The sequence below is a fragment of the Anaerocolumna sp. AGMB13025 genome (genome assembly GCF_029689925.1).
Lineage (GTDB): Bacteria > Bacillota > Clostridia > Lachnospirales > Lachnospiraceae > Anaerocolumna.
Genome location: NZ_CP121445.1, coordinates 93,904 through 115,000 on the forward strand (window position 1 = coordinate 93,904; position 21,097 = coordinate 115,000).

The following is a 21,097-nucleotide window of genomic DNA, read 5'->3' on the forward strand; positions in this document are numbered from 1 at the left end:
ATTTTATTTGATCGGAAATCAAGGGATTTTATTAACTGTATACTCAGGTGAATGGGATGATATGGGAAAGGCAGGTAATAGAAGGTCTGAAAGAGACAGATGTGCATAAAAGACTGCTAGGAAACCTAAGTTATTTAGTGACTTAAAAAAGTCAGCATCCGTTTAATATTAAACGTAAATGCTGACCTTTTGACCTGTTTTTACAGCAAATAGCTGCTTCAGGCTTTATGAGATTTTTATGGTTGTCTGCCAGGTATCTCTTTATTTGACAACTACCTTTAGCTTTTTTTCTTTATCTAAAAGAGTCACAACCACATAGTCTGTTCCGGAAGATACTGCTTTTACTTCACCGGTCTTTTTATTAACAGTTATAATGGACTTTTTTGTTGTTGCCCATTTTATATCTTTTTCATCTAAACCGTATGCTTTTACCTTAAAGGTAAAGGTATCCCCGACTGACATTTTGGAGGTGCTTTTTGTAAACTGGATATAAGCTTCTTTTACGGTAACAGAATTTTTAAAGGTCTTTGATTCTCCATTGTAAAGCTTCACGGTAGTATAAATGGTTACCTTTCCGACACCCACAGCAGTAATGATACCATTCTTATCTACCTTGGCAACTTTATTATTATCAGAACGATGGGTTATCGTTACACCGCCAATTGCCGATTCCGAGGTCTTGTCTGATAAATCCGTTACTAGTTCTAGGGTTGCTGGAAGCTTGACATGAATAGCAGATGTTTTATCCCTGGATCCGTCTGCGTATAGGAATGCTTTTGGTTCCGTTATGCTAATCTGATTTTTCAATGGAGTTATGACACCCTTTGCTGCCGGTTCCTCAAGCAATACATAGTTGGAGCAGTGAACAATATCAATAGTGATATAACCATCCTTATCTACAGAACTACTGTTAAAAGGCACTGACATAAGCTTTCCGGTTTCCGGGTCGTAATGATACAGATAAACGATGCTTCCTGCCATAAGTGTATTACCCACATAAAGTTTTACACCAGCCTGGCTTGGCAATATGCCGTCATGTGAAAAGCTGATAACAATACCGTTCTGGGTTTTAGTACCGTTATCCTCTAAACGTTTTTTAAGACTTTCAGTACTGTTTACACTGGTAACCTGAAGATATAGATTAACCTTTCCCAGTTCCTGTTTTGAATTCGTAAGATTATCCTTGGTAAAGGTCCAGGAGTAGCGTTCCTTCCCTGTTTCATCATGAACGGATACGGTGATATTCTTCCCTGCTTTCTTTGCTGCCTCAAACAGTTCAGGGGCTAAATCGATATGGATCTGTTTTACTTCCTCACCTGACAATCTGGATGAGGGTAAGGTAACGGTGATAGTTACCTGGTGTGCGTTGGAGGTCTCAATCTCGTTTAGGATATCTGGGGTTGTAAGTGGAATAGTAAGCTCTTTTTCTTCATTCTCATAAGCTGGGGTAAGAGTAATATCAAGGTTAAGTATCTCATTATCCGGACTATGGGAAATCTTAAACAGAACACCGCCCGATTCGGATACATAATTACTGGTTTCAACATTTGAGGAACTGCCGCCACCGCCATTGTTGCCTGAATGGCTGCCATTATCGTTTGATATAGCCCGAATGGTTATGGTGTAGGTGGTGGTTTTGCCGCCTACCGTTACGGTTAACACTTGATTTACTGCTGGTGCACTGCTGTCAAAACCGCTGATTGCCCCTCCTGTGACGGTTTCTATTTTATTATTGCCGTTGCTGTATGTACCTATCACTACCAAGCCACTGATATCTAGACTATCTCCTACGGTATAGATTAACTTAGAGGCAGGAGTCATGATTGCGATGCTCTCAAGGGTAGCTTCTCCAGTGTTGTTATCAAAGAACGATACGGTATAGGTGGCAGTCTTTCCATCCACGGTTATGGTCAGCACCTGGTCAGAAGCTGGCACACTGCTGTCAAAGCCACTTATGTTTGCCGCTGTCAGGTTAACTATTTTAGTAGAGCCGTCACTGTAAGTACCCGTCACAACCAAGCCACTGAGATCTAAGCTGTCTCCCACAGCATATAGTAACTTAGAGGCAGGAGTAGTAATTGCGAGGCTTTCAAGGGTAGCCTCTCCAGTGCTGTTATCAAGGATCGATACGGTATAGGTGGCAGTTTTTCCATCCACGGTTATAGTCAGTACCTGATCAGTAGCTGGCACACTGCTGTCAAAACCGCTTATGTCCGCCGTTGTCAGGTTAACTATTTTAGTAGAGCCGTCACTGTAAGTACCCGTCACAACCAAGCCACTGAGATCTAAGTTTTCTCCTATGGCATATAGTAACTTAGAGGCAGGAGTAGTAATTGCGAGGCTTTCAAGGGTAGCCTCTCCAGTGCTGTTATCAAGGATTGATACGGTAAAGGTGGTAGTTTTTCCATCCACGGTTATGGTCAGTACCTGATCAGTAGCAGGCGCACTGCTGTCAAAACCGCTTATATCTGCTGTTGTCAGGTTAACTATTTTAGTAGAGCCGTCACTGTAAGTACCCGTCACTTCCAGTCCACTGATATCTAAGGCATCTCCTACGGCATATATCAGCTTAGAGGCAGGAGTAGTAATTGCAATACTCTCCAAAGTTTTCACATGAGCCCGTATCGTAACGCCGGTGTCGGCTGCAAGTGGGCCGCCTCCGGTAGAGTCTGCATATTCACTGGTTGAACAGGATACGGATACATTGGTAATATCAGTATCATAATCTTTGGTTGAATTACCGGATAGTTTTATATTAACTCTATGGGCGTCCACTCTTTCTACAGAACCCAATGTGACACCATCGGGAAGGTTTGCCACCGTCCAATTCGCAGGTGTAATGGTATCTTCAAATGTTCCTCCTATCAAGGTTACCGTAATTACTTCCCCGTTCTCAGCTCCTTCCCAAAGGTTACCATCATCTGTAATGGATATGGACTCCATATCGTCATTAGCGGCTATGGATAAGGTATCAGATAATTCATCTCCAGAAGTGATTTCGGCACCTGCAACTGATATACCCAGATGATTTATATCCGAGTCAAAATCCCTAATACCACTATATGCCAGATTTACTGTACATACCCCGCTATTATCTGTGACACTTTCAATGGATAAGCCAGCAGGTGCATTGGTTAAAGTAAAATTTTTTGTATCATAGGTAGTATCTTTAAAACTGGTTCCATATAGTAAAAGACTTAAACTTGCTGTGTCCAAGGTATCTTCCGACAGGTTTTTAGGTGTTGTAACAATGTGGGGTAGGGTCATTGCTTTGTTTTTAATATTGTAGCTATAAACGCCGGAAGCCGCCTGATCTACCCAGGATACAAAGAGTAAATTATTATGTACTGCAATTGCAGGGGGATTTTTATAATAATTAGTATCCGTATTAAGGCTGGTTTCGGTGCCATTTAGCAAATTGGTTATATTCATACCATCATATTTTAGAACGCAGGTTTTGTAAGTTGAAGCACCCTTTATATAAACCAGGTAAAGACTGTTATTATACACTGCAATATTATAATGAGAAACCATTGTTCCTGCCAGACTAGTAGGTGCGCTCCAGCTGTCTGAGGATTTATCATAGCTTCTTATCCAAAGTTGCAGATTTTCCTGCCAGACTGCATATAAGGTGTCATTCATGGCAAATAGTTTAGAATTATAACCAGCCTTAGTAGAATTATTGTTAAGTCCGGTCTCAGTGTTTCCGCTGACAGAAATCCAGTTATACGTACTATCTGTATTATCTACATCACAGCGCTTTACAATTACCTGGCCAATAAGACTGGTATCTTGTTCGTACCAGGTAGCATAGAGCAAACCATCATAGGAAAACAGGGAAGGGTTAAAAGCTTCGTGACCAGGGATTTGGTTAATCCCAGTTAAAGTATCTCCATCAACAAATTTCCAGGTATTGGTGTTGCTGTTATACTGCTTAACATGGATTTTATAATTCTTAATACCAACGTAGCCCTCTTCCCAGACGGTGTATAAGTTATCTCCATGAACCTCCATAGAAATGCTGTCGGCATCTGGAAATTCATCATAACAAATGCCGCCGGTGCCGCCATCATCCACCCGGGTCCAGGTAGTTTGCCCATCATATCTCTTAACATAAATCGCATATCTTGAGCCGTCTCCGGTAGTACATTGCTCCAACCAGGCTATATAGAGGCTCCCCTGATAAATAACCAAACTCGGATCAACGGCATTCATACTAGAGCTTATATTTAAGCCTTCGCCTCCGTCAATGGTATCCCAGGTTGAACCATTATATTTTTTAGCTCTTATGATAGAATAAGTACCACTTCGTTCCGCCCATGCAGTATAAAGGTTGCCACTGTGGTCGGAGACATAGGCTGCCTTTGTATTACTCGTCATAGCGGAAGTTATCGTACTATCATTTATGTTTGTTGTTTCAGACCACTCCATCGGTTGATCTGTAGAGGCTTTTGCTGTTGAAGTTATACTGCAAAACCCGACAAAGCAGAGTATAACAAGTAGTAATGTTCCTGATTTTTTCACAAAATTTTACTCCCTTCTTGTTTAAACGAAACTATTGGCAAGTGAAAACACGAATATTGTATTGGGTAATATAGTACATCCTTAAGCATGTAAATCATCATTCCAGTCTTATAACATTTATTTCATATATAATCGGTTGTATTGCATATTCGACATAAACTGAAATTAAATTACTTCCAGTTACCAGATTGATATCTCCGGAGGATTCTCCGCTAAGAAGTAACTTTCCGTTTACATTCACCACGGCAGCTGGGGTTCGGGCAATCGCTGTCACGTTAACACCGGTTACATCAGCATCTACATAAGCTTCATAAGCTGTAATATTACTGTTAAAATTCGTGGTCATAGAAGCTAACGGTATTATTATATCGTCAATATATGGAGACGGATTTTTAATTACCGTAACAGTATAAGTTTCTTTTATATTGGTATTATTAATGGTTACTACAATTGTAATTATGGTGGTGTCATTATCCAAATTAATATTTTGTGAAACATGAGAGTTTGCGACTGTTTGACCATTTACTTTTATTGTCGCATTGGCAGCAGAGGTGGTTGGAGTGACATTAATTTGCAGCTGGTCCTGAGGAACCGTTGCAGTATAGGTAAAGGTCTGCTTATAAAAGGCTGGGGTTAAGGTTCCGGCGGATAAGGTTAGTTTGGAAAGATAAGGGGAATCATCGTATTCCTCCAGACCAAATTCAACAATAGAGGCCACCGAATTATTCACCGCAAGTCCCTTGCTAACGTAGGTTCTAAAGTATTGGTAACGGCAGGGGGAAAAATTCATTTCAGTCGTAACAAGGGTATTATCAGAAATACTGCTGACCTCGGTCCAATTTTCACCATCGTCGCTGCCCTGTAAAGTATAGTCTTTCATTATGTAGGTTTCCCATCCTGCTATGCATCCCATATGTTTAATTGTCCATTGGTTAATCCAATAGGGATAACCTAAATCAAGCGTAACAAAACCGGGTACCGTTCCTACCCATCTGTCAATGGCAGCAGATATTCCTGACACTGCTTTATCTGGTGTAAATGGTGCTACTGACATGTTTGAGGAAGCTATCTTGTTTAAAGCCACATTGCCCATTGTAGTATACATCCTTTCCTGTATCGTATTTTTTTAGTAGCTTATTTTATAGAACATATATTTCTATATCTTATATATTTTCTCTATATCCTTTTAATGGTTACGATCCAACCGGATAATAGCCGTCAATTGCCATATAGTATTTTAAATTGGGGTCTGGCTCTGCGCCGATCAAATTTGGTATATTAAAATAAGTCTTATTATCACCGCCATATGTAAAACCAATTAATTGAAATAGTGCAATACTTTGAGCTATATTAAATTTAGCCCCGTTACATAGTATCCAGCCCCTTGGTGAATAATTATATGGATATAATCGAATTGTACCTGTATAAACTTCCAAAGTAATACCTTCTTTCTGAATTTTATTAATGACATAACGATTCACTGGGCAGATCCTTACCCGGAATCATAAAAATTAATACTGGTAAGGGTAATCACCTACGGTTGCAATATAATAACACATAAAACCATCATTAACATTAAGCGGGACAGCATTGGTTAAATCGGGCACAGCAAAGTTTGTTTTACCATCTCCTCCAAACTTAGTTAATATTAAATAGAATAGAGCTTCATAACTTCCTATAGGCAATATGGCTCCGTCACACAATACCCAATTAGGAGGAGCTGAACCGAAAGCAAATAGTTGTATTTGTCCAATAAATGGTGACATAAAGTTTCACCTTCTTTCCTTTTTTTCTATTGGCAGTGCGTTACAAATTACAGAAATTATTACTATGATTACAGCACCGGATACTCACCAGCTGTTGCAATATAATATTTCATGTAGGGATACGGTTCTGTACCTAACAGATTAGGCAACTGGAAGTTGTCTTCATCACCGCCATAGGTTGTTTTAAGCAGCTGATAAAGCTTCGGATAAGCAGATGTACTTAATGTGGTTCCGTCACATAATGCCCAATACACGGGTGCATAATTAAATGCAAAAAGTTCAATAGTTCCGAGATATATATCCATTTTTTGCACCTCCTTTCTTTGTAAAAATCCAGAATACACATATACACGGAATTTTATATGCGGTTGGTTTTTACCAGTATAAACAGGGAAATAAGTTCTCTATCCTTCGACAAAATAATTGTAGCAGAGTGTTTTTTAAAATAATATTACACCAGTGTGAGGCTTTCTTATTTTTTACCTGCTTCTAACAGAAAGAAATCTAAGTGCTTTAAAAAGATTACGAGCTGATTTTGTATTGGTATATACAGTAACCTTTGAAGGTGAAGCAGCCAGAAAGCCTGATGAGTAATAAATAAAGGTTGCCTATGAGCTTATTACTATAGTATAATTGTACTGATGAACCCCACAGTGGTTAAAACAGTAACCTTTGAATAGAGGCAGCCAGGTAATCTGCCCAACGACACCCTTTTTTGATGCCTGTTAATAGGAGATGTGAATGGAATTAAGAGTATGCAAGAATTGCAGGAAGTTATTTAAATATATTTATGGACCGGAATTATGTCCGGATTGTTCCAAAATAGTTTCAAAAGAAAAAGAGGAACCTGTTAACACAGAAAAGAAATATCTGCTTCGTCCGGTGTTAAGGGAAGAAGAAGAAAAATTCGAACAGATTAAGGACTATATTCTGGCTCATCCCAAAGCAACCATTGTAGAGATTTCAGAAGCAAATGATATTTTGCCCACAAAGCTGTTGGAATGGGTAAGGGAGGACCGGCTGGCTTTTTCTGATGATTCCGCCGACGCCTGGTTTACCTGCCAGAAGTGCGGTGCAAAAATTAAAAGCGGAAGACACTGCAACAATTGTAAAATAAGCTAAATACATAATAAATAAATAAATGAAAACTGCCATGGTAAAAAAATCTTTATTACCATGGCAGTTTTTATTGCAGTATTGTAGTAAGGAAAGCTGTGGATATATGATTCACGAAGAACTAAGTCAACAACGTATTTCATGTGTGAAATGTGCGAAATTTGTGAGGAAAAGTTTTTATGAAATGAAGCGGGAGATAAACGAAAACGGCACCGGGTTAGTTGGTGGTAATAGGGGATGATACTATTATTAGAGGAGTGGGACAGCAGAAATTAAGTTGTATGTATTAACGGGGGAGTGTCCTGCCTTTCGGTCAAGATTGAAAACACATATTTTTTCTGCAGTCCCTTATGAAAAGGTATAATATATGTAAACAAGGGAGAGGGACTTCCTTGATTGATACCTACATTATATTGCCCGAATGTGTAGAAAGTTTGTTGAAAATTTGAAAAAAGTGTGAAGAAATATAAAATTCTGAGTGTCTTCCGTGCTGAATAATTAGTATATCGTGTTTCATTATCTCGCACGATTTACAGCTATTTTATTAAAATGTAAACTTAGAATCATTGAAAAAGTATCGATTAACACATATAAAAAAGAATATAATAAACAATGAAAATAATATCGTATTTTGTCTAATTATGGCATTGCATATTTATTAGAAGTAATGTATGATATAAACCGTGTGTTTTGATATGTTCTTTATATAAATAAGAACGATAGAGAAAGCCGACATTAATAAAAAGGGCAAACTTATCGAAAGGTAAGGACGCAAAGCCAAGGGCCTAAGTTTAAAGAGTAATAAGGCAGCCGGTTGCTGTTATGTTTATGAACCCCTTTTTTTCTGATGCCCAAAAGAAGAAAAGGGGTTTAATTTTTTCACTATAAATTAAAATACAAGCGGAGGACTGTATGAAAAGTATCAAAACTAAACTGATTGTGTATTTTTCGTTATTGGTGTTATTGGTTTCCTTGCTATTGGGAGCTATCTCAATAGAAATGTTCAGTAAATCAATAACAGAAGAAGGGGAAAAAGCATTAGTATCCCTTTCTATGGAAGATGCCAAATTAACCCAGAGCAGATTAGAGACCCAGAAAAGGACTTTGAATATGCTTACCTTGAATAGTATCATTCAGGGCATGGACTGGGCATACCAGCAGGCACTGTTAAAATCCTTATTAAAGGACACTGGTTTTCTTGACATGGCTATCGTTGACTTAAACGGAAAGGCCCAATATTCAGACGGAACAACCAGTGAACTTGCAGACAGAGACTATATACAAAAAGCCTTAAAAGGTGAGACGACTGTTTCGGATGTCCTAATAAGCAAGGTCACAAAACAACCGGTAATTATGATTGCAGCACCCATTTTTAACAAGAGCGGGGAAGTAACAGGAGCATTAATCGGTCGCAGGGACGGCAATGCATTAAGTGAGATTGTAGACGATACAGGATATGGAAAAGATGGTTATGGGTATATCATTAACAGTAAAGGAACTGTTATAGCACATCCGGACAGAGATAAAGTATTAAGCCAGTTCAACCCGATCGAAGCGGTAAAACAAGAACCGGAATTAACCTCTTTAGCAGAGTTATTCAAAACAATCACCTCTGAAAAAAGCGGTGTAAAAGCTTACTCATATGAGGGAAAAAATCTATATGCAGGTTATGCAGCTATTGAAGGGACAGACTGGAAATTCGTAATAACCGCAGATCAGTCTGAGGTATTGTCTTCAATTCCCATATTAAGAAGTACAATAGTTATTATAACTTTGATAATCTTAGTAATATGTATGGGCATCGTGTATTTACTTGGCAGCTCCATAACAAAACCTATAATTAATACAGTAAAACATGCGGAAAAAATAGCTTCTCTTGATATAACAGATAATATTGATGAGAAATATCTTAAGAAAAAAGATGAAATCGGAACCCTTTCTATGGCATTACAACGTATTACGGACAGCTTAAAAAACATACTTGGAGAAATTAATAATTCCTCAGAGCAATTGGCGGCAGCTTCGGAAGAACTTACAGCCACCACCGAACAGTCAGCCACCGCCTCTGCAGAAGTAGCGACTACAGTGGAAGAAATAGCAAAAGGAGCTTCCGATCAGGCAAAACATACGGAAGAGGGTTCAGTTAAAGCGGACGCATTAGGCAAAGCCATTGAAAGAGATCAGGAATATTTAACCGGAATGAATTCGGCTACGGAAAAAGTAGTATCCGTATTGGAGGAAGGATTAAAGGAGATAAAACTTCTCTCTGATAAAACGGAAGAAAACTTCCAGGCCTCTAAGAATATCCGGGACGTAATATTAAAAGCCAATGACAGTTCCAATAAAATCGGTCATGCCAGTAGTGTAATATCTTCCATAGCAGAACAGACGAACCTATTAGCTTTAAATGCGGCTATCGAAGCAGCAAGAGCAGGAGAGGCAGGCAAAGGGTTTGCTGTGGTTGCAGAAGAAATCCGGAATCTGGCGGAACAGTCCGCAGCCTCTACAAAAAATATTGATGATGTGGTTAAGGAGCTGCAGACCAATTCAGCCGATGCGGTTAAAACAATAGAAGAAATAGCAGCTGTTATGAAAGAGCAGACAGAAAGCGTGGAAAATAATAAAAAGAACTACCTGGCAATTGCAGAAGCGATTGATCAAGCAAAAAAAGCGGTAAATAACCTAAATGTATCCGGACAGGAAATGGAAACCATGAAAAATGAAATCCTGGAAACATTACAGAATCTTTCTGCCATAGCAGAAGAGAATTCGGCCTCTACCCAACAGGTAACAGCCTCGTTAGAAGAACAGGCTGCCTCCGTTGAAGATGTTGCAAAGGCAAGCGAGGGACTTGCCGGCATGGCTCAGGATTTACAGTTAATTATAAAAAAATTTAAACTATAAAATAGTACATGCAATGGAATAAAGCACTTATGAAACATAGCATAATCATACTAAGTTAATACTGCAATTAATATCATGTAAATTTTGTATTTGATTCAAAGTATAATGACATTATAACGGTAAAAAACATAGGATTGATACAGAAAAAATCAAGGCAATTAATGCAGGATAAACTTGTAAGAAATACAATATCATTAAAACAATTCTTTGGGGAGAATTATATATAAGCTATAAAATGGCTGTTGCAAAATAGTAAGATTACCTATCTTCGGTCCGAAAACCAGATTGTGCTTTCACCACCAGGTAATTTACTCTTAAAATTTTGTGACGGCCCTTTATTATCTCTTGACCAATTTTTACATAACCAGTAAAATAAAAATAGAAAATATAGGAAACCATTAAAAATCTTGAAACATAATGCCGGAAAAGTCAATAAAGTGAGGAAAAGCATATGAGTTATACGGTAAAAGCAGTTACGGAGGACAATAAAGAAATATTTGCTGAGTTTTTAGGAAATCTGGATTTTAGTCATGCACCACATTGGGCAACCTGTTTTTGCAGATTTTATTTTACAGACTGCAGCCAGGAGGAATGGATGAGACGGACCGGAGAAGATAACAGAATGGAAGCGCTGCAGGAAATCAAAGCAGGTCATATGAAAGGTTATCTTGCATTTGACAATGACAAATGTATTGGATGGTGCAATGCGGATAATGCGGACAAGTTTATCCGTATCAAGGAATATATCAATCCGCTGATAAAAGATGAGAAAGCAGGCTGTGTAACCTGCTATGTCATACATCCTGACTACCGCAGGCAGGGTGTTGCAAGACTGTTATTAAAACAGGCCATAACGGATTTTAAACTGCAAAAATTTAATTCTGTCATTGCGATGCCGGTAAATTCTGTACAGTCATCCGAACTTAGTTACCGTGGGTCTATGAATATGTATGCAGAAAACGGATTTACAGTAATCGATAAACAGGATAGCGTAAGAGTGATGAAACTGGATTTATAATTTGGCAAAGCACTTAATATCCATTGACCTTTCCTGGCATATCTAGTAAAATCGAATATAGAAATATTTTGTTGAATACAGTAGGTAAACATATTACATCACATAGGAGGAAGGATATATGGAAGGTAATATATTATCCGGCGGACTGAATGACTTGAATGGACTAAAAGATATATTATCGGAATTGGACGGTTATAAGGACAGGAACGATGAACTGGTAACGGAAGAAGCGAAGCTGGAAAGAAATATAAAAAATAAAGAAAAGGCCATAGCCGACGAAATTGCCGCTACTACCAAAAAACGAAAAGATGAAATAGAAGCAGCCTATGATGAACAACTGGAAAAGACACGGGCCAGAATTAAAAAAATCCGGGGCAGAAAAGAGAAATCGAAAAGTGCCAAAATTTCAGAACGTATCGAAGAGGAAACCTTTCAACTAAAAGAAGAATACCGGCAGATGGCACTTGAGAGCAAAGCCCTGTTAAAGCAGAATAAAGTACCTGCTTTTAGTAATACCAAGCTTTTTTATGCCTTATTTATGCCAAGGGGTATGGGAGATCTGGCTATTATTGCGGTAGCCCTTATAGCATGCCTTTTGGTTTTACCTTGTTTTATTTATTTTTATGTAATTCCAAAAGAAAATATGGTATATCTTATATTAATCTATTTTATTACCGTTATATTCTTCGGCGGTTTATATATGTTAATCGATAACAATATAAAAGACCGGCATAAGGAGACCATAAAACGGACTTACAGGCTCCGCCTGCAAATCATCGACAATAAAAAGAAACGGGATAAAATCAGAAAAGGCATCTTAAAAGACAAGGATGAAAGCAAGTATGGCTTGGAGGATTTTAATCAGGAACTTACCGAACTGGATAATGACTTAAAATCCATATCGGAGCAAAAGAAAGAAGCTTTGAGCGTATTTGAAAATACTACCCGGCCCGTTATCGGGGAAGAAATTAAAGCTAGAAACTTAGACGATTTAAATGCTTTGAAAAAAGAATATGCAGAGGTATATATTGAGCTGAAAGACATAGATGACAAGATAAAGAACTTATCTATGAGTATAGCAAATAACTATGAAGCGTATCTGGGAAAAGAACTTATGACAATAGAGAAGTTAACCATATTAACAGATATCATGACCGACAATGATTTAAAGAGTGTATCCGAAGCGATCGCTTTCTATAAAGAAGGGAATTATTAATTACCTTATATTATTATAGCAGTATAAAATTTAATTAGATCTTATTGAAATAAAAGGGGGGCTGTTTTTAAATCAGAAAAACAGCCCTTTTTGCTATTCTTTAGCCAGTTTATAAAAACAATAATTAATTCCGGTGCAGATAAAATCCGCCAGAATCATAACAATATTCAGTCTGGTGGTCTGTAACAGCATATGATCTAGCATTCCGGAGAAGTTAACAATGCCGGTTATAAAGATATCACCTACCGGCGGAAGTGCCTTATCTACTCCGGCACCGGGTAAAAGAGGACCTTCGCCAAGGGTAATATACCCAATATGTCCGGATTTACCAAGAGAAGCGTCAATTGCAATAACCATGGCACCCTGATGTTTTTCATAAATATAATTCATCGTTTCACTAAGATTCTTCGCATGGACAGGTTGTTCCAAAGTTCCATATAATATAATGTTATGCTGGAGTTTGGATAATTTATAGCCGACGATAGGCCCTAAGCAGTCACCGGTTGCCCGGTCTGTGCCTATACATAGAAATACGATCTGCTTTTTATTATAGATCTGTTTTTGTATCATTTCTTGTAATGTCTTACTAAAATCATACACAGAATAACGATCTTTCGTATTAAAATAAAATAATTTCTTTTCTGCCTCTAACTCTCTATTCATTAATAACCTCCTATTAATACTCGTACACTACAACCATATTCTGTAATAACAAAAGTATTACCTCAAAAAAGCAAAATAGTCAGAATATAGGAATAATTTCAAAGTCAATTTTCACCAACAATTGAATTAATTCCCACACAAAATAGACAAGCAGGGGACTAAATTGACAGAATGTGAAAATTCAGGGCGAATAAAGAAAGATAAAACAGGTAAGATATTTAAAAACAGCGTATTGTTTTGACATAATATTTAACCTCCATATGGTACGATTGCAACTAGTAATATTATAGAAATAAACGTAAGGTTTCTATAATTTAAGGCTATATATATCATTGTCTGAATGAGACTGTGGTTAGGAGGATAATAAGTTATGGACAACTCATACGGCAAGGGCGGAACTACCAATAACCAGCCAGAGCCTGTAAAACCCGCACCTGTAAAAGCGGTACCTGCAAAAATGCCAAAGAACGTAAGACAGGTAGGAAGCATCGGCGCCCGTAATAAAGTAATCTATGTAGAAGACTATGTTATGACTTATATAAAACAGCTATCCGATAAAGAACATTCCGGCTGCAAGATAGCGGTATTACTGGGATACTACGTAAGGAATGAAGAGGGCAAGAATATATTCATCAAAGGTGCCCTTGAAATGGTGAATACGGATTTTAGCAATGGAATCATACTTTCCGACGAAGGCTGGACAAGTATCTATGAGAACATTAAAAAATATTTCAGCGATATTGAAATTGTCGGCTGGTCCCTTATCGGTCCCGAATTTTTTATTGAAAGTGTTGATAAAATACGTAAAATCCATATGGACAATTTCCAGGGACCAGATAAAGTCCTTCTTAAAATGGATAGTATGGAAAAAGAAGAAGCATTTTATTTAAATGAAAATAATCAATTAGTAAAACAGACCGGCTATTACATATATTACGAAAAAAACGAAGAAATGCAGAATTATATGGTGGAAAATAAGGAGATTCCCAGTGAGGAGAAAACTTACAGTGATCATACCACCAGAAAGATACGAAATGTAATACAGGAAAAAAAGGAAGTTAAGGATGACAGAAGTGTTATCCGTCTTTTGTATGCCGCCAGTACCTTGTTGGCAATTATAGTATTAGTGATTGCCGCCACGATGCTTGACAATTATGATAAGATGAAAAGTATGGAGACAGCCCTGAATACTATATCCAAAAACCTTAATTTAAGCGGAAATTCAGAGCTGTCGGAAACTGCGGAAGTAAAGGATAAGGAGGCGGTAAAGGCAGCCGAGGGTGATAATGAGGATAACAGTCAGGTGGCGGAAAACACAGCAGAGCTAAACAGCGCAGATGACGCACAGTCTCTTAAGGAAACCGAAAATAACAATACTAATTCAACGGATGCAGATGAGGAGAGTACAAAAGTAGAGACCGTAAAAGGAAATCTTGACAGCAAAGAAGAGGAAGATAATACCCCTGCCGGTTCAAAAGAGGACAAGGCTGCGGAGGATAACTCCGGAAAAAAGAGTACAGTTAAAAAGGATACCGACAAAAAGACAGATGCGGCAAAGGCAGAGGATAAGAAAGACACGAATACCAAAAAGGATTCAAAAGAAGCTGTTCCGGCGTCTGCCCAGGTTAAATATTATATCGTGCGTGCCGGTGATTCCCTGGCCGCCATCAGTTTTGAACTGTACCATACCTTTTGCTATATGGACGAAATAAAAGAATTAAACGGTATAGAAGATGAAAACAAAATATTTGAAGGACAGAAGTTAATCGTACCGTAAGGACAGTGGCAAACGATCAGATTAGGTATTATTTCCTATATAATACAGGAATCATAGAATTATGAAAAGCTGCCCTTCTGAGCCCTGATATTCAACGCTCAGGAGGACAGCTTTACTAATTTAAAAAAATAAAAAAGGTAGTGTCAATACGTGGCAAATAAGGTATAATTATCGTACATGTACAAAATAAGGTATAATATCATACAAAGCCGGAGGGATAGTGATTTTCGTATAATGAAGTTCCGGTTCAGAAAAAAGATATGTGGTATGTACAGTTATAAAAAGGAGATATCATGGCGATAGAATTAGAGAAAAATGAATTAAGAAGCTATGAATTAAGAAAACGAAAACATAAACAGTTCATAACGATATTGATGATTGTAATAATAATTGCAGCAATTGTATTTATATTCTTTGCAGTCAATGCAGTTTTACATAAAAACTATACAAGCTACCAAGTAATTCATAAAACCCAGAGAAGCGACAGCAATTCAGCCCAGTATGAGCACTATGGCAGTGGGGTTATCCGCTATAGCAGGGATGGTGCCATGGCTATGGACGGAGCCGGCAATCTCTTATGGAATGGAACTTATCAGATGAAGGATCCTATTGTTGATGTCTGCGGTAAATATGCAGTAATCAGTGACAGAGGTTATAAAACCCTCCAGATATTTAACGGGGATGGCGGTATGTCAACTATTAATGTAGCAAACGCAATTATCAAAAGTGAAATTGCAGAACAGGGAGTAGTTGCTGTTTTAATGGATGGGGATGGGGCAAATTACCTTAGCATTTACAGTGAAGACGGGGTAGAACTGGTTGGTAAAAGAACCATAAATAAAAATGACGGTTTCCCAATGGATATTTCGATATCCAATGACGGAAGAAAATTAGTTACCAGTTATCTGTCCTTTAATGGCGGTAAAGTGAATAGTGTTATCACTTTTTATAACTTTGGAAGTGTTGGGCAGAATTTCGGGGATAGGTTGGTAGGCACGGAAGGTTTCAACCAGACAATCGTACCTAAAATAGAATTTTTAAATAATGACACAGTATGTGTTTTTGGAGATGACCGATTCAGCCTTTATTCCATGGAGCAGACTCCCAAGGAAATCTACAAAGAAACCTTTAAATCACAGATAAAGAGTATATTTTACAGTGATAAATATGTGGGTTTTGTTTTAAATAACGGACAGGGAACCGATAAATACCAGCTGCTATTGTATGATTTAAAAGGTAAAGCTGTTTTAACGAAAAGCATTAATTATGATTATGATAAGATTATTATATCTGGCGGAGATATTATCCTCTATTCCAATTTAGACTGGACTATATTAAATACAAATGGTGATATAAAATTCCATTACACCTTTGAAAGTGATATTTCCTATATTCTTCCGGTCAATAATGCAGATAAATATATTTTAATTGATAATACAAATATGGAAGAAGTAAAATTGTCAGAAAAAAAGAATAAATGAGCCGTCCTTCTCTTTTGTTATTGCAGTATCGAAAGGGTTTTCCATTTGCGATTACTAAAAAATAAACAAGATAGGGCAGCATCATTAACGGTGAGTGGTTTTTACTCTGCCTCTATCGTTTGAAAAGCCACACCGAGATAAAGAATAAGAAAGAAAAATTATGATGATGAAAATTTATTTAGTACAGGAACTGGTCAATAGCAATATAGTTAAGGGGGTCACAATGAACTGGTTAGTAATCCTTGTAATAATAGTACTGGCAGGGTATGCCTTTAACGGACATAGGAGAGGATTTATCCGTACCGTATTTACGCTCTTTTCAACAATACTTTCGTTAATCCTGACCATGTGGGTCAGTCCGGTAATTAGTAAAGAACTGCAGAAAAACGATAAAATCATGAATTTTGTAACAGAAAAAGTTGAAAAGGTAATTACGTTTACCGATGAAGGAAATAAAATAACAGATCAGGTAAATTTTATCAATAAACTGCCCTTGCCTAAAATAATGAAACATACCCTGATAGAAAATAATACAAAAGATGTCTATCAAGCCATGGATGTCAACAATTTCAAAGATTATATCAGTGAATCCGTAGCAAGGATTATTATCAATGCGGCAGTTTTCCTTGTGATAGTGCTTTTTATAACCATCGGACTGGCACTGCTTTGCGAAACGCTGGATATAATAAGCAAACTGCCTCTGATAAACGGACTTAATAAAACCGCCGGTCTTCTTGCGGGGCTTCTGCACGGAATTATAGTAGTATGGATTGGCTGTATATTTCTGACCCTTTTAAGCAGTACGGAGTGGGGTAAGACCATATTCGAACTAATAAATAAAAGTGAGTTTTTAAGCACCCTGTATAATAATAATCTCTTACTAAAATTCATTATGAATCTGGGGAAAATACTATTTTAGCAAAACCGGATTATATCAGATTGGTATAGCTGAACTGGTATACCAGTTTCTAAAATTTTGGCATAATTTATTGAATTTACAATTTTAATAGGGTATACTGATACAAGATAAATATGGCATAACAGACTTCTTGCGACCAGGGATTACTGATATGCCAAGGACAAAAGTTACATATCAATTAACAGAGAAAGGAATGCCACCGACAGTTTTAATTTTATGTGGCAGCAGTATTGCAGGTTGAACTGCAATATACAGCGGGAATTAATATGAACGAGACATTAATGAGCATTAAAAAGATGGGTATTGTCCCAGTAGTTAAACTAGAGCGTGCAGAAGATGCAGAACCTTTAGCAAAGGCACTGTGTGAAGGCGGTCTGCCCTGCGCGGAAGTAACCTTTCGTACCGATGCAGCTGAAGAAGCAATACGTATTATGACGACAAAGTACCCGGATATGCTTGTGGGAGCAGGGACCGTATTAACGACGGAACAGGTTGACCAGGCAGTAGACGCGGGTGCTTCTTTTATAGTGAGCCCCGGGCTCAATCCCAGAATTGTACAGTACTGTATCACCAAAGGGATTCCGATAACCCCGGGCTGTGCCAACCCCAGTGATATAGAACAAGCAATTGAATTAGGTCTTGAAGTAGTTAAGTTTTTTCCCGCAGAAGCAGCAGGCGGGCTGAACATGATAAAAGCCATGTCGGCACCATATGTTAATATGCAGTTTATGCCTACGGGAGGAATTAACGAAAAGAATTTAAATACCTATCTGGACTTTCCCAAAATTATTGCCTGCGGCGGTAGCTGGATGGTAAGTGATGCGCTGATTCAGAATAAAGAATTTGAAAAAATCAGGGAATTAACAAAAGAAGCCGTAACCAGAATGCTGGGTTTTGAAGTGCGCCATATTGGAATTAATGCCTCGGAGGAATCAGAGGCAGATAGTATTGCAGCATCTTTTGAGAAACTGTTTGGCTTTACACGGAATTCCGGAGTCAGTTCTGTATTTGCCGGACTTGGAATTGAAGTTATGAAAACACCATATCTCGGAAGTAATGGTCATATTGCGATTCAGACTAATTATATCGAGAGAGCAATCTACCATCTTGAAAAACAGGGCGTAGTTTTTAATAGGGATTCTGTAAAATATGATACTAACGGTAAAATGGCTGCAATTTATCTGGAAGAAGAGATTGGCGGCTTCGCCGTTCATTTACTTCAAAGGAAGTAGGAATACTTTATATAAGGCTATATAATGATGTCAGGGTCAAAAGTTCATTTCTCACATGGCTCTTTGTAAAATTGAACAATAAAAGTATATCGAAAACTTCTTTTTGAATGCAATTTTTTTGAATATATTCAACATAGAAATTCTTGATTTTTACCTTTTGACCCCGACATCATATAATTAACTTAATATAACCAAACTTAATATAACAATCTTAATATAAACATATTTAATATAAACCCACTTAATCATTGTTGTATATAAATGAAGTGCAATTATGGAGGACATATGAAGTTTTCAGAAGAAATAAAGGAATTTGATGCCCTGGCATTCGGTGAATTACTATTAAGATTATCATCACCTCTGAATGAGAGAATGATATCAGGAGCAGTGTTCGAAAAAAGAGCAGGTGGTGCGGAGCTTAATGTAGTATCCGGAATGTCTTTAATGGGTCTGCATACAGGAATCATCTCCAAACTCCCCAAAAGCGAACTTGGGATGTATATCAGGAATAATGTCCGGTTCTGTGGCGTAAGCGATGAAGGATTGATCTATGATGAAAGTCCGGAGGCAAGACTTGGGATTTATTATTATGAACATGGAGTATATCCAAGAAAACCTACCGTTGTATATGACAGAAAAAACGCTTCTGTTAATTCAATAAAACCCGAAGATATTCCTGAAGAGATGTTTAACAGTACCAGATTGTTTCATACCAGCGGCATTTCACTGGCCCTTTCAGAACAGACTCGTAACACCGCTACAGCCTTCATAAAGAAATTCAAAGCTGCCGGTGCGTTAATATCCTTTGATGTAAATTTCAGAGCGAATCTGTGGTCCGAAGCAGATGCTAAGAGATACATAGAAGAGATTCTGCCTTACGTAGATATTTTGTTTATATCAGAGGAAACTTCCAGACGGACCTTTGGAAAGACCGGTGAATTAAAGGATATATTAAAATCCTTTGCAAAAGAATACAATATAGGAGTATTGGCATCAACCGAGCGTAAAATCATAAGCCCTAAAAAACATACTTTTGGTTCCACCATTTATAATGCCGAAGAGGATAAGTTTTATCAGGAAGAACCCTATGAAAATATTGAAGTAATCGATCGTATCGGCAGTGGTGATGCATATGTATCCGGTGTTTTATATGGTCTCCTTGCTTATGGTGACTGCAAAAAAGCCCTAGAATACGGTAATGCCGCCTGTGCGGTTAAAAACACGGTATTAGGTGATCTGCCTTCTACAGACAAAAGAGAAATAGATAGAATTATAGAAGGACACCAAAGTACCGGTTATCAAAGTGAAATGAACCGGTAAGATACATTCCTGTTTTAATACATATCTGAATAAGACAAAATTTATAAATATATGCTTTGAGATTTATTGTTTTAAGAACTATGTTGTTTTAAGAACTATGTTGTTTTAAGAACTATGTTATTTTAAGAATTATTTTGTTTTAAGAACTATGTTGTTTTTAAGAATTATTTTGTTTTTAAGAACTATTGTGTTGTTAAGAATTATTGAATAAAACCATTATTTCATATAAATGCATCTATATAAAACCTTAAAAGATAACATTGACTAATGCCAAAAGGCGCAATTTTAGAGGTTTCTTATAGATGCATTTTAATATAATTATATAATAGAAATGTCCAAATTAATTCTTACTTTATGTTTAACTTTAAATCAAGAAAATTAGGAAGCAGCACTAAGGCTGTAACTTTCTGGATAAAAATGTTTTGTACAAACACTCGTGAAAAAATTATGCATACATTGTACTGAAAATAAAAATGAGTTGTCAGAAATTTTATATTTCAGGAGGTTAAATTTGGGCGGGAACAATTATAGTGATAACTATAATGGAAATAACTATAATGGAAATAACTATAATGGAAATAACTATAATGCTAATAATCATAATAGAAACAATTATAACAACAGTAACAATAATTGTAAAAAGCAAAGCCATACCCATGAATACCTAGGCAGCGTTAAAATTGCAGACAAGGAAGACCCCCATAATCATAGATTTGCAGGTGTTACCGGAGAAGCAATACCAATGCCTGGCGGAAATCATTATCATGAATTAGAAAATAGAACCGATTATTATGAAGATCATTTTCATATGATGTGCAATAAAACAGGACCTGGGATTCCAGTGGGAAATGACAGACATGTTCACTGCGTTAAAGGTGCTACCAGTGTAGATGATAATCATTGTCATGATTATATATTTGTTACCTTAATAGATGATCCTACAGGCTGTAAATAGGTAAATTAATATCTGGTCTAGTATTTTCAGTAGTTTCAATTTAATATAAATCTCTTAACCTGCTTATTAGTATAAATTAATAAGCAGGTTTCTTATTTGGTACCCCTGGCGGCTCACGTTTCAAAGAGTATTATTTGAAACTATATGAAACTAGAAAACCGCCGTGTACCAAATGATATGTACGGTGGTGATGTGAATGAAAGGCA

17 protein-coding genes and 1 riboswitch (1 of these 18 cut by a window edge) are annotated in these 21,097 nt (G+C 37.3%); of the genes, 11 read left to right on the forward strand and 6 right to left on the reverse strand.

Annotated features, from left to right (window positions below):
* Positions 1-261: 261 nt before the first annotated feature.
* The 5 genes from QA584_RS00410 to QA584_RS00430 form a co-directional block, all read right to left on the reverse strand.
* Positions 262-4,524 carry a bacterial Ig-like domain-containing protein gene (locus tag QA584_RS00410; RefSeq protein WP_278272556.1) on the reverse strand — a complete coding sequence of 1,421 codons (4,263 nt, stop codon included), beginning with the start codon at positions 4,522-4,524 and terminating at the stop codon, positions 262-264.
* Between the two features lie 97 nt (positions 4,525-4,621).
* A complete protein-coding gene (locus QA584_RS00415; protein ID WP_278272557.1) occupies positions 4,622-5,617 on the reverse strand; it encodes a cadherin-like beta sandwich domain-containing protein in 996 nt (331 codons plus the stop codon).
* Positions 5,618-5,717: 100 nt separating this feature from the next.
* On the reverse strand, positions 5,718-6,005 hold the full coding sequence (locus QA584_RS00420) for a phage tail protein (RefSeq protein WP_278272558.1): 288 nt from the start codon (positions 6,003-6,005) through the stop codon (positions 5,718-5,720).
* Between the two features lie 30 nt (positions 6,006-6,035).
* Complete coding sequence (locus QA584_RS00425; RefSeq protein ID WP_278272559.1) at positions 6,036-6,290, reverse strand: phage tail protein; 255 nt, start codon at positions 6,288-6,290, stop codon at positions 6,036-6,038.
* 68 nt (positions 6,291-6,358) lie between these two features.
* Positions 6,359-6,595 (reverse strand): phage tail protein, encoded by a 237-nt coding sequence (locus QA584_RS00430; protein ID WP_278272560.1) that lies wholly within the window; start codon positions 6,593-6,595, stop codon positions 6,359-6,361.
* A gap of 436 nt (positions 6,596-7,031) precedes the next feature.
* Between QA584_RS00430 and QA584_RS00435 the strand changes: the two genes are divergently transcribed.
* From QA584_RS00435 to QA584_RS00450, 4 genes are all read left to right on the forward strand, one after another.
* Positions 7,032-7,412 carry a hypothetical protein gene (locus tag QA584_RS00435; protein WP_278272561.1) on the forward strand — a complete coding sequence of 127 codons (381 nt, stop codon included), beginning with the start codon at positions 7,032-7,034 and terminating at the stop codon, positions 7,410-7,412.
* A 730-nt stretch (positions 7,413-8,142) separates the two neighbouring features.
* A riboswitch (cyclic di-GMP riboswitch) is annotated at positions 8,143-8,228 on the forward strand.
* Positions 8,229-8,318: 90 nt separating this feature from the next.
* Entirely contained in the window at positions 8,319-10,310 is a 1,992-nt protein-coding gene (locus tag QA584_RS00440; RefSeq protein ID WP_278272562.1) for a methyl-accepting chemotaxis protein, read from the forward strand.
* 451 nt (positions 10,311-10,761) lie between these two features.
* Positions 10,762-11,328 (forward strand): GNAT family N-acetyltransferase, encoded by a 567-nt coding sequence (locus tag QA584_RS00445; RefSeq protein ID WP_278272563.1) that lies wholly within the window; start codon positions 10,762-10,764, stop codon positions 11,326-11,328.
* 118 nt (positions 11,329-11,446) lie between these two features.
* Positions 11,447-12,544, forward strand: coding sequence for a hypothetical protein (locus QA584_RS00450; protein ID WP_278272564.1), 1,098 nt, complete (start codon positions 11,447-11,449; stop codon positions 12,542-12,544).
* A 93-nt stretch (positions 12,545-12,637) separates the two neighbouring features.
* On the opposite strand, the gene yyaC is transcribed toward QA584_RS00450, so the two are convergent.
* Positions 12,638-13,207, reverse strand: a complete 570-nt coding sequence (gene yyaC, locus QA584_RS00455; RefSeq protein ID WP_278272565.1) for a spore protease YyaC — start codon at positions 13,205-13,207, stop codon at positions 12,638-12,640.
* A gap of 370 nt (positions 13,208-13,577) precedes the next feature.
* Between yyaC and QA584_RS00460 the strand changes: the two genes are divergently transcribed.
* The 7 genes from QA584_RS00460 to QA584_RS00490 all read left to right on the forward strand — a co-directional run.
* Complete coding sequence (locus tag QA584_RS00460) at positions 13,578-14,984, forward strand: LysM peptidoglycan-binding domain-containing protein (protein WP_278272566.1); 1,407 nt, start codon at positions 13,578-13,580, stop codon at positions 14,982-14,984.
* A gap of 293 nt (positions 14,985-15,277) precedes the next feature.
* The gene (locus QA584_RS00465; protein ID WP_278272567.1) at positions 15,278-16,465 is read left to right on the forward strand and encodes a DUF5711 family protein; all 1,188 of its coding nucleotides are present in this window, start codon (positions 15,278-15,280) and stop codon (positions 16,463-16,465) included.
* A gap of 223 nt (positions 16,466-16,688) precedes the next feature.
* Positions 16,689-17,384, forward strand: a complete 696-nt coding sequence (locus tag QA584_RS00470) for a CvpA family protein (RefSeq protein WP_278272568.1) — start codon at positions 16,689-16,691, stop codon at positions 17,382-17,384.
* Positions 17,385-17,650: 266 nt separating this feature from the next.
* Positions 17,651-18,616 carry a bifunctional 4-hydroxy-2-oxoglutarate aldolase/2-dehydro-3-deoxy-phosphogluconate aldolase gene (locus QA584_RS00475; protein WP_278272569.1) on the forward strand — a complete coding sequence of 322 codons (966 nt, stop codon included), beginning with the start codon at positions 17,651-17,653 and terminating at the stop codon, positions 18,614-18,616.
* Positions 18,617-18,901: 285 nt separating this feature from the next.
* Positions 18,902-19,936, forward strand: a complete 1,035-nt coding sequence (locus tag QA584_RS00480) for a sugar kinase (protein ID WP_278272570.1) — start codon at positions 18,902-18,904, stop codon at positions 19,934-19,936.
* Positions 19,937-20,447: 511 nt separating this feature from the next.
* Positions 20,448-20,891, forward strand: coding sequence for a YmaF family protein (locus QA584_RS28585; protein WP_331487808.1), 444 nt, complete (start codon positions 20,448-20,450; stop codon positions 20,889-20,891).
* Between the two features lie 196 nt (positions 20,892-21,087).
* Positions 21,088-21,097, forward strand: the start of a protein-coding gene (locus tag QA584_RS00490; RefSeq protein ID WP_278272571.1) for a hypothetical protein. It continues 143 nt past the right edge of the window; only the first 10 of its 153 coding nucleotides appear in the window; it begins with the start codon at positions 21,088-21,090; its stop codon lies off the right edge, out of view.

Excerpts from the sequence above, each read along its gene's own strand:
- QA584_RS00415 (WP_278272557.1), bottom strand. The coding sequence starts at position 5,617 with ATGGGCAATGTGGCTTTAAACAAGATAGCTTCCTCAAACATGTCAGTA.
- QA584_RS00425 (WP_278272559.1), bottom strand. The coding sequence starts at position 6,290 with ATGTCACCATTTATTGGACAAATACAACTATTTGCTTTCGGTTCAGCT.
- QA584_RS00430 (WP_278272560.1), bottom strand. The coding sequence starts at position 6,595 with ATGGATATATATCTCGGAACTATTGAACTTTTTGCATTTAATTATGCA.
- QA584_RS00435 (WP_278272561.1), top strand. The coding sequence starts at position 7,032 with ATGGAATTAAGAGTATGCAAGAATTGCAGGAAGTTATTTAAATATATT.
- QA584_RS00440 (WP_278272562.1), top strand. The coding sequence starts at position 8,319 with ATGAAAAGTATCAAAACTAAACTGATTGTGTATTTTTCGTTATTGGTG.
- QA584_RS00445 (WP_278272563.1), top strand. The coding sequence starts at position 10,762 with ATGAGTTATACGGTAAAAGCAGTTACGGAGGACAATAAAGAAATATTT.
- QA584_RS00450 (WP_278272564.1), top strand. The coding sequence starts at position 11,447 with ATGGAAGGTAATATATTATCCGGCGGACTGAATGACTTGAATGGACTA.
- yyaC (WP_278272565.1), bottom strand. The coding sequence starts at position 13,207 with ATGAATAGAGAGTTAGAGGCAGAAAAGAAATTATTTTATTTTAATACG.
- QA584_RS00460 (WP_278272566.1), top strand. The coding sequence starts at position 13,578 with ATGGACAACTCATACGGCAAGGGCGGAACTACCAATAACCAGCCAGAG.
- QA584_RS00465 (WP_278272567.1), top strand. The coding sequence starts at position 15,278 with ATGGCGATAGAATTAGAGAAAAATGAATTAAGAAGCTATGAATTAAGA.
- QA584_RS00470 (WP_278272568.1), top strand. The coding sequence starts at position 16,689 with ATGAACTGGTTAGTAATCCTTGTAATAATAGTACTGGCAGGGTATGCC.
- QA584_RS00475 (WP_278272569.1), top strand. The coding sequence starts at position 17,651 with ATGAACGAGACATTAATGAGCATTAAAAAGATGGGTATTGTCCCAGTA.
- QA584_RS00480 (WP_278272570.1), top strand. The coding sequence starts at position 18,902 with ATGAAGTTTTCAGAAGAAATAAAGGAATTTGATGCCCTGGCATTCGGT.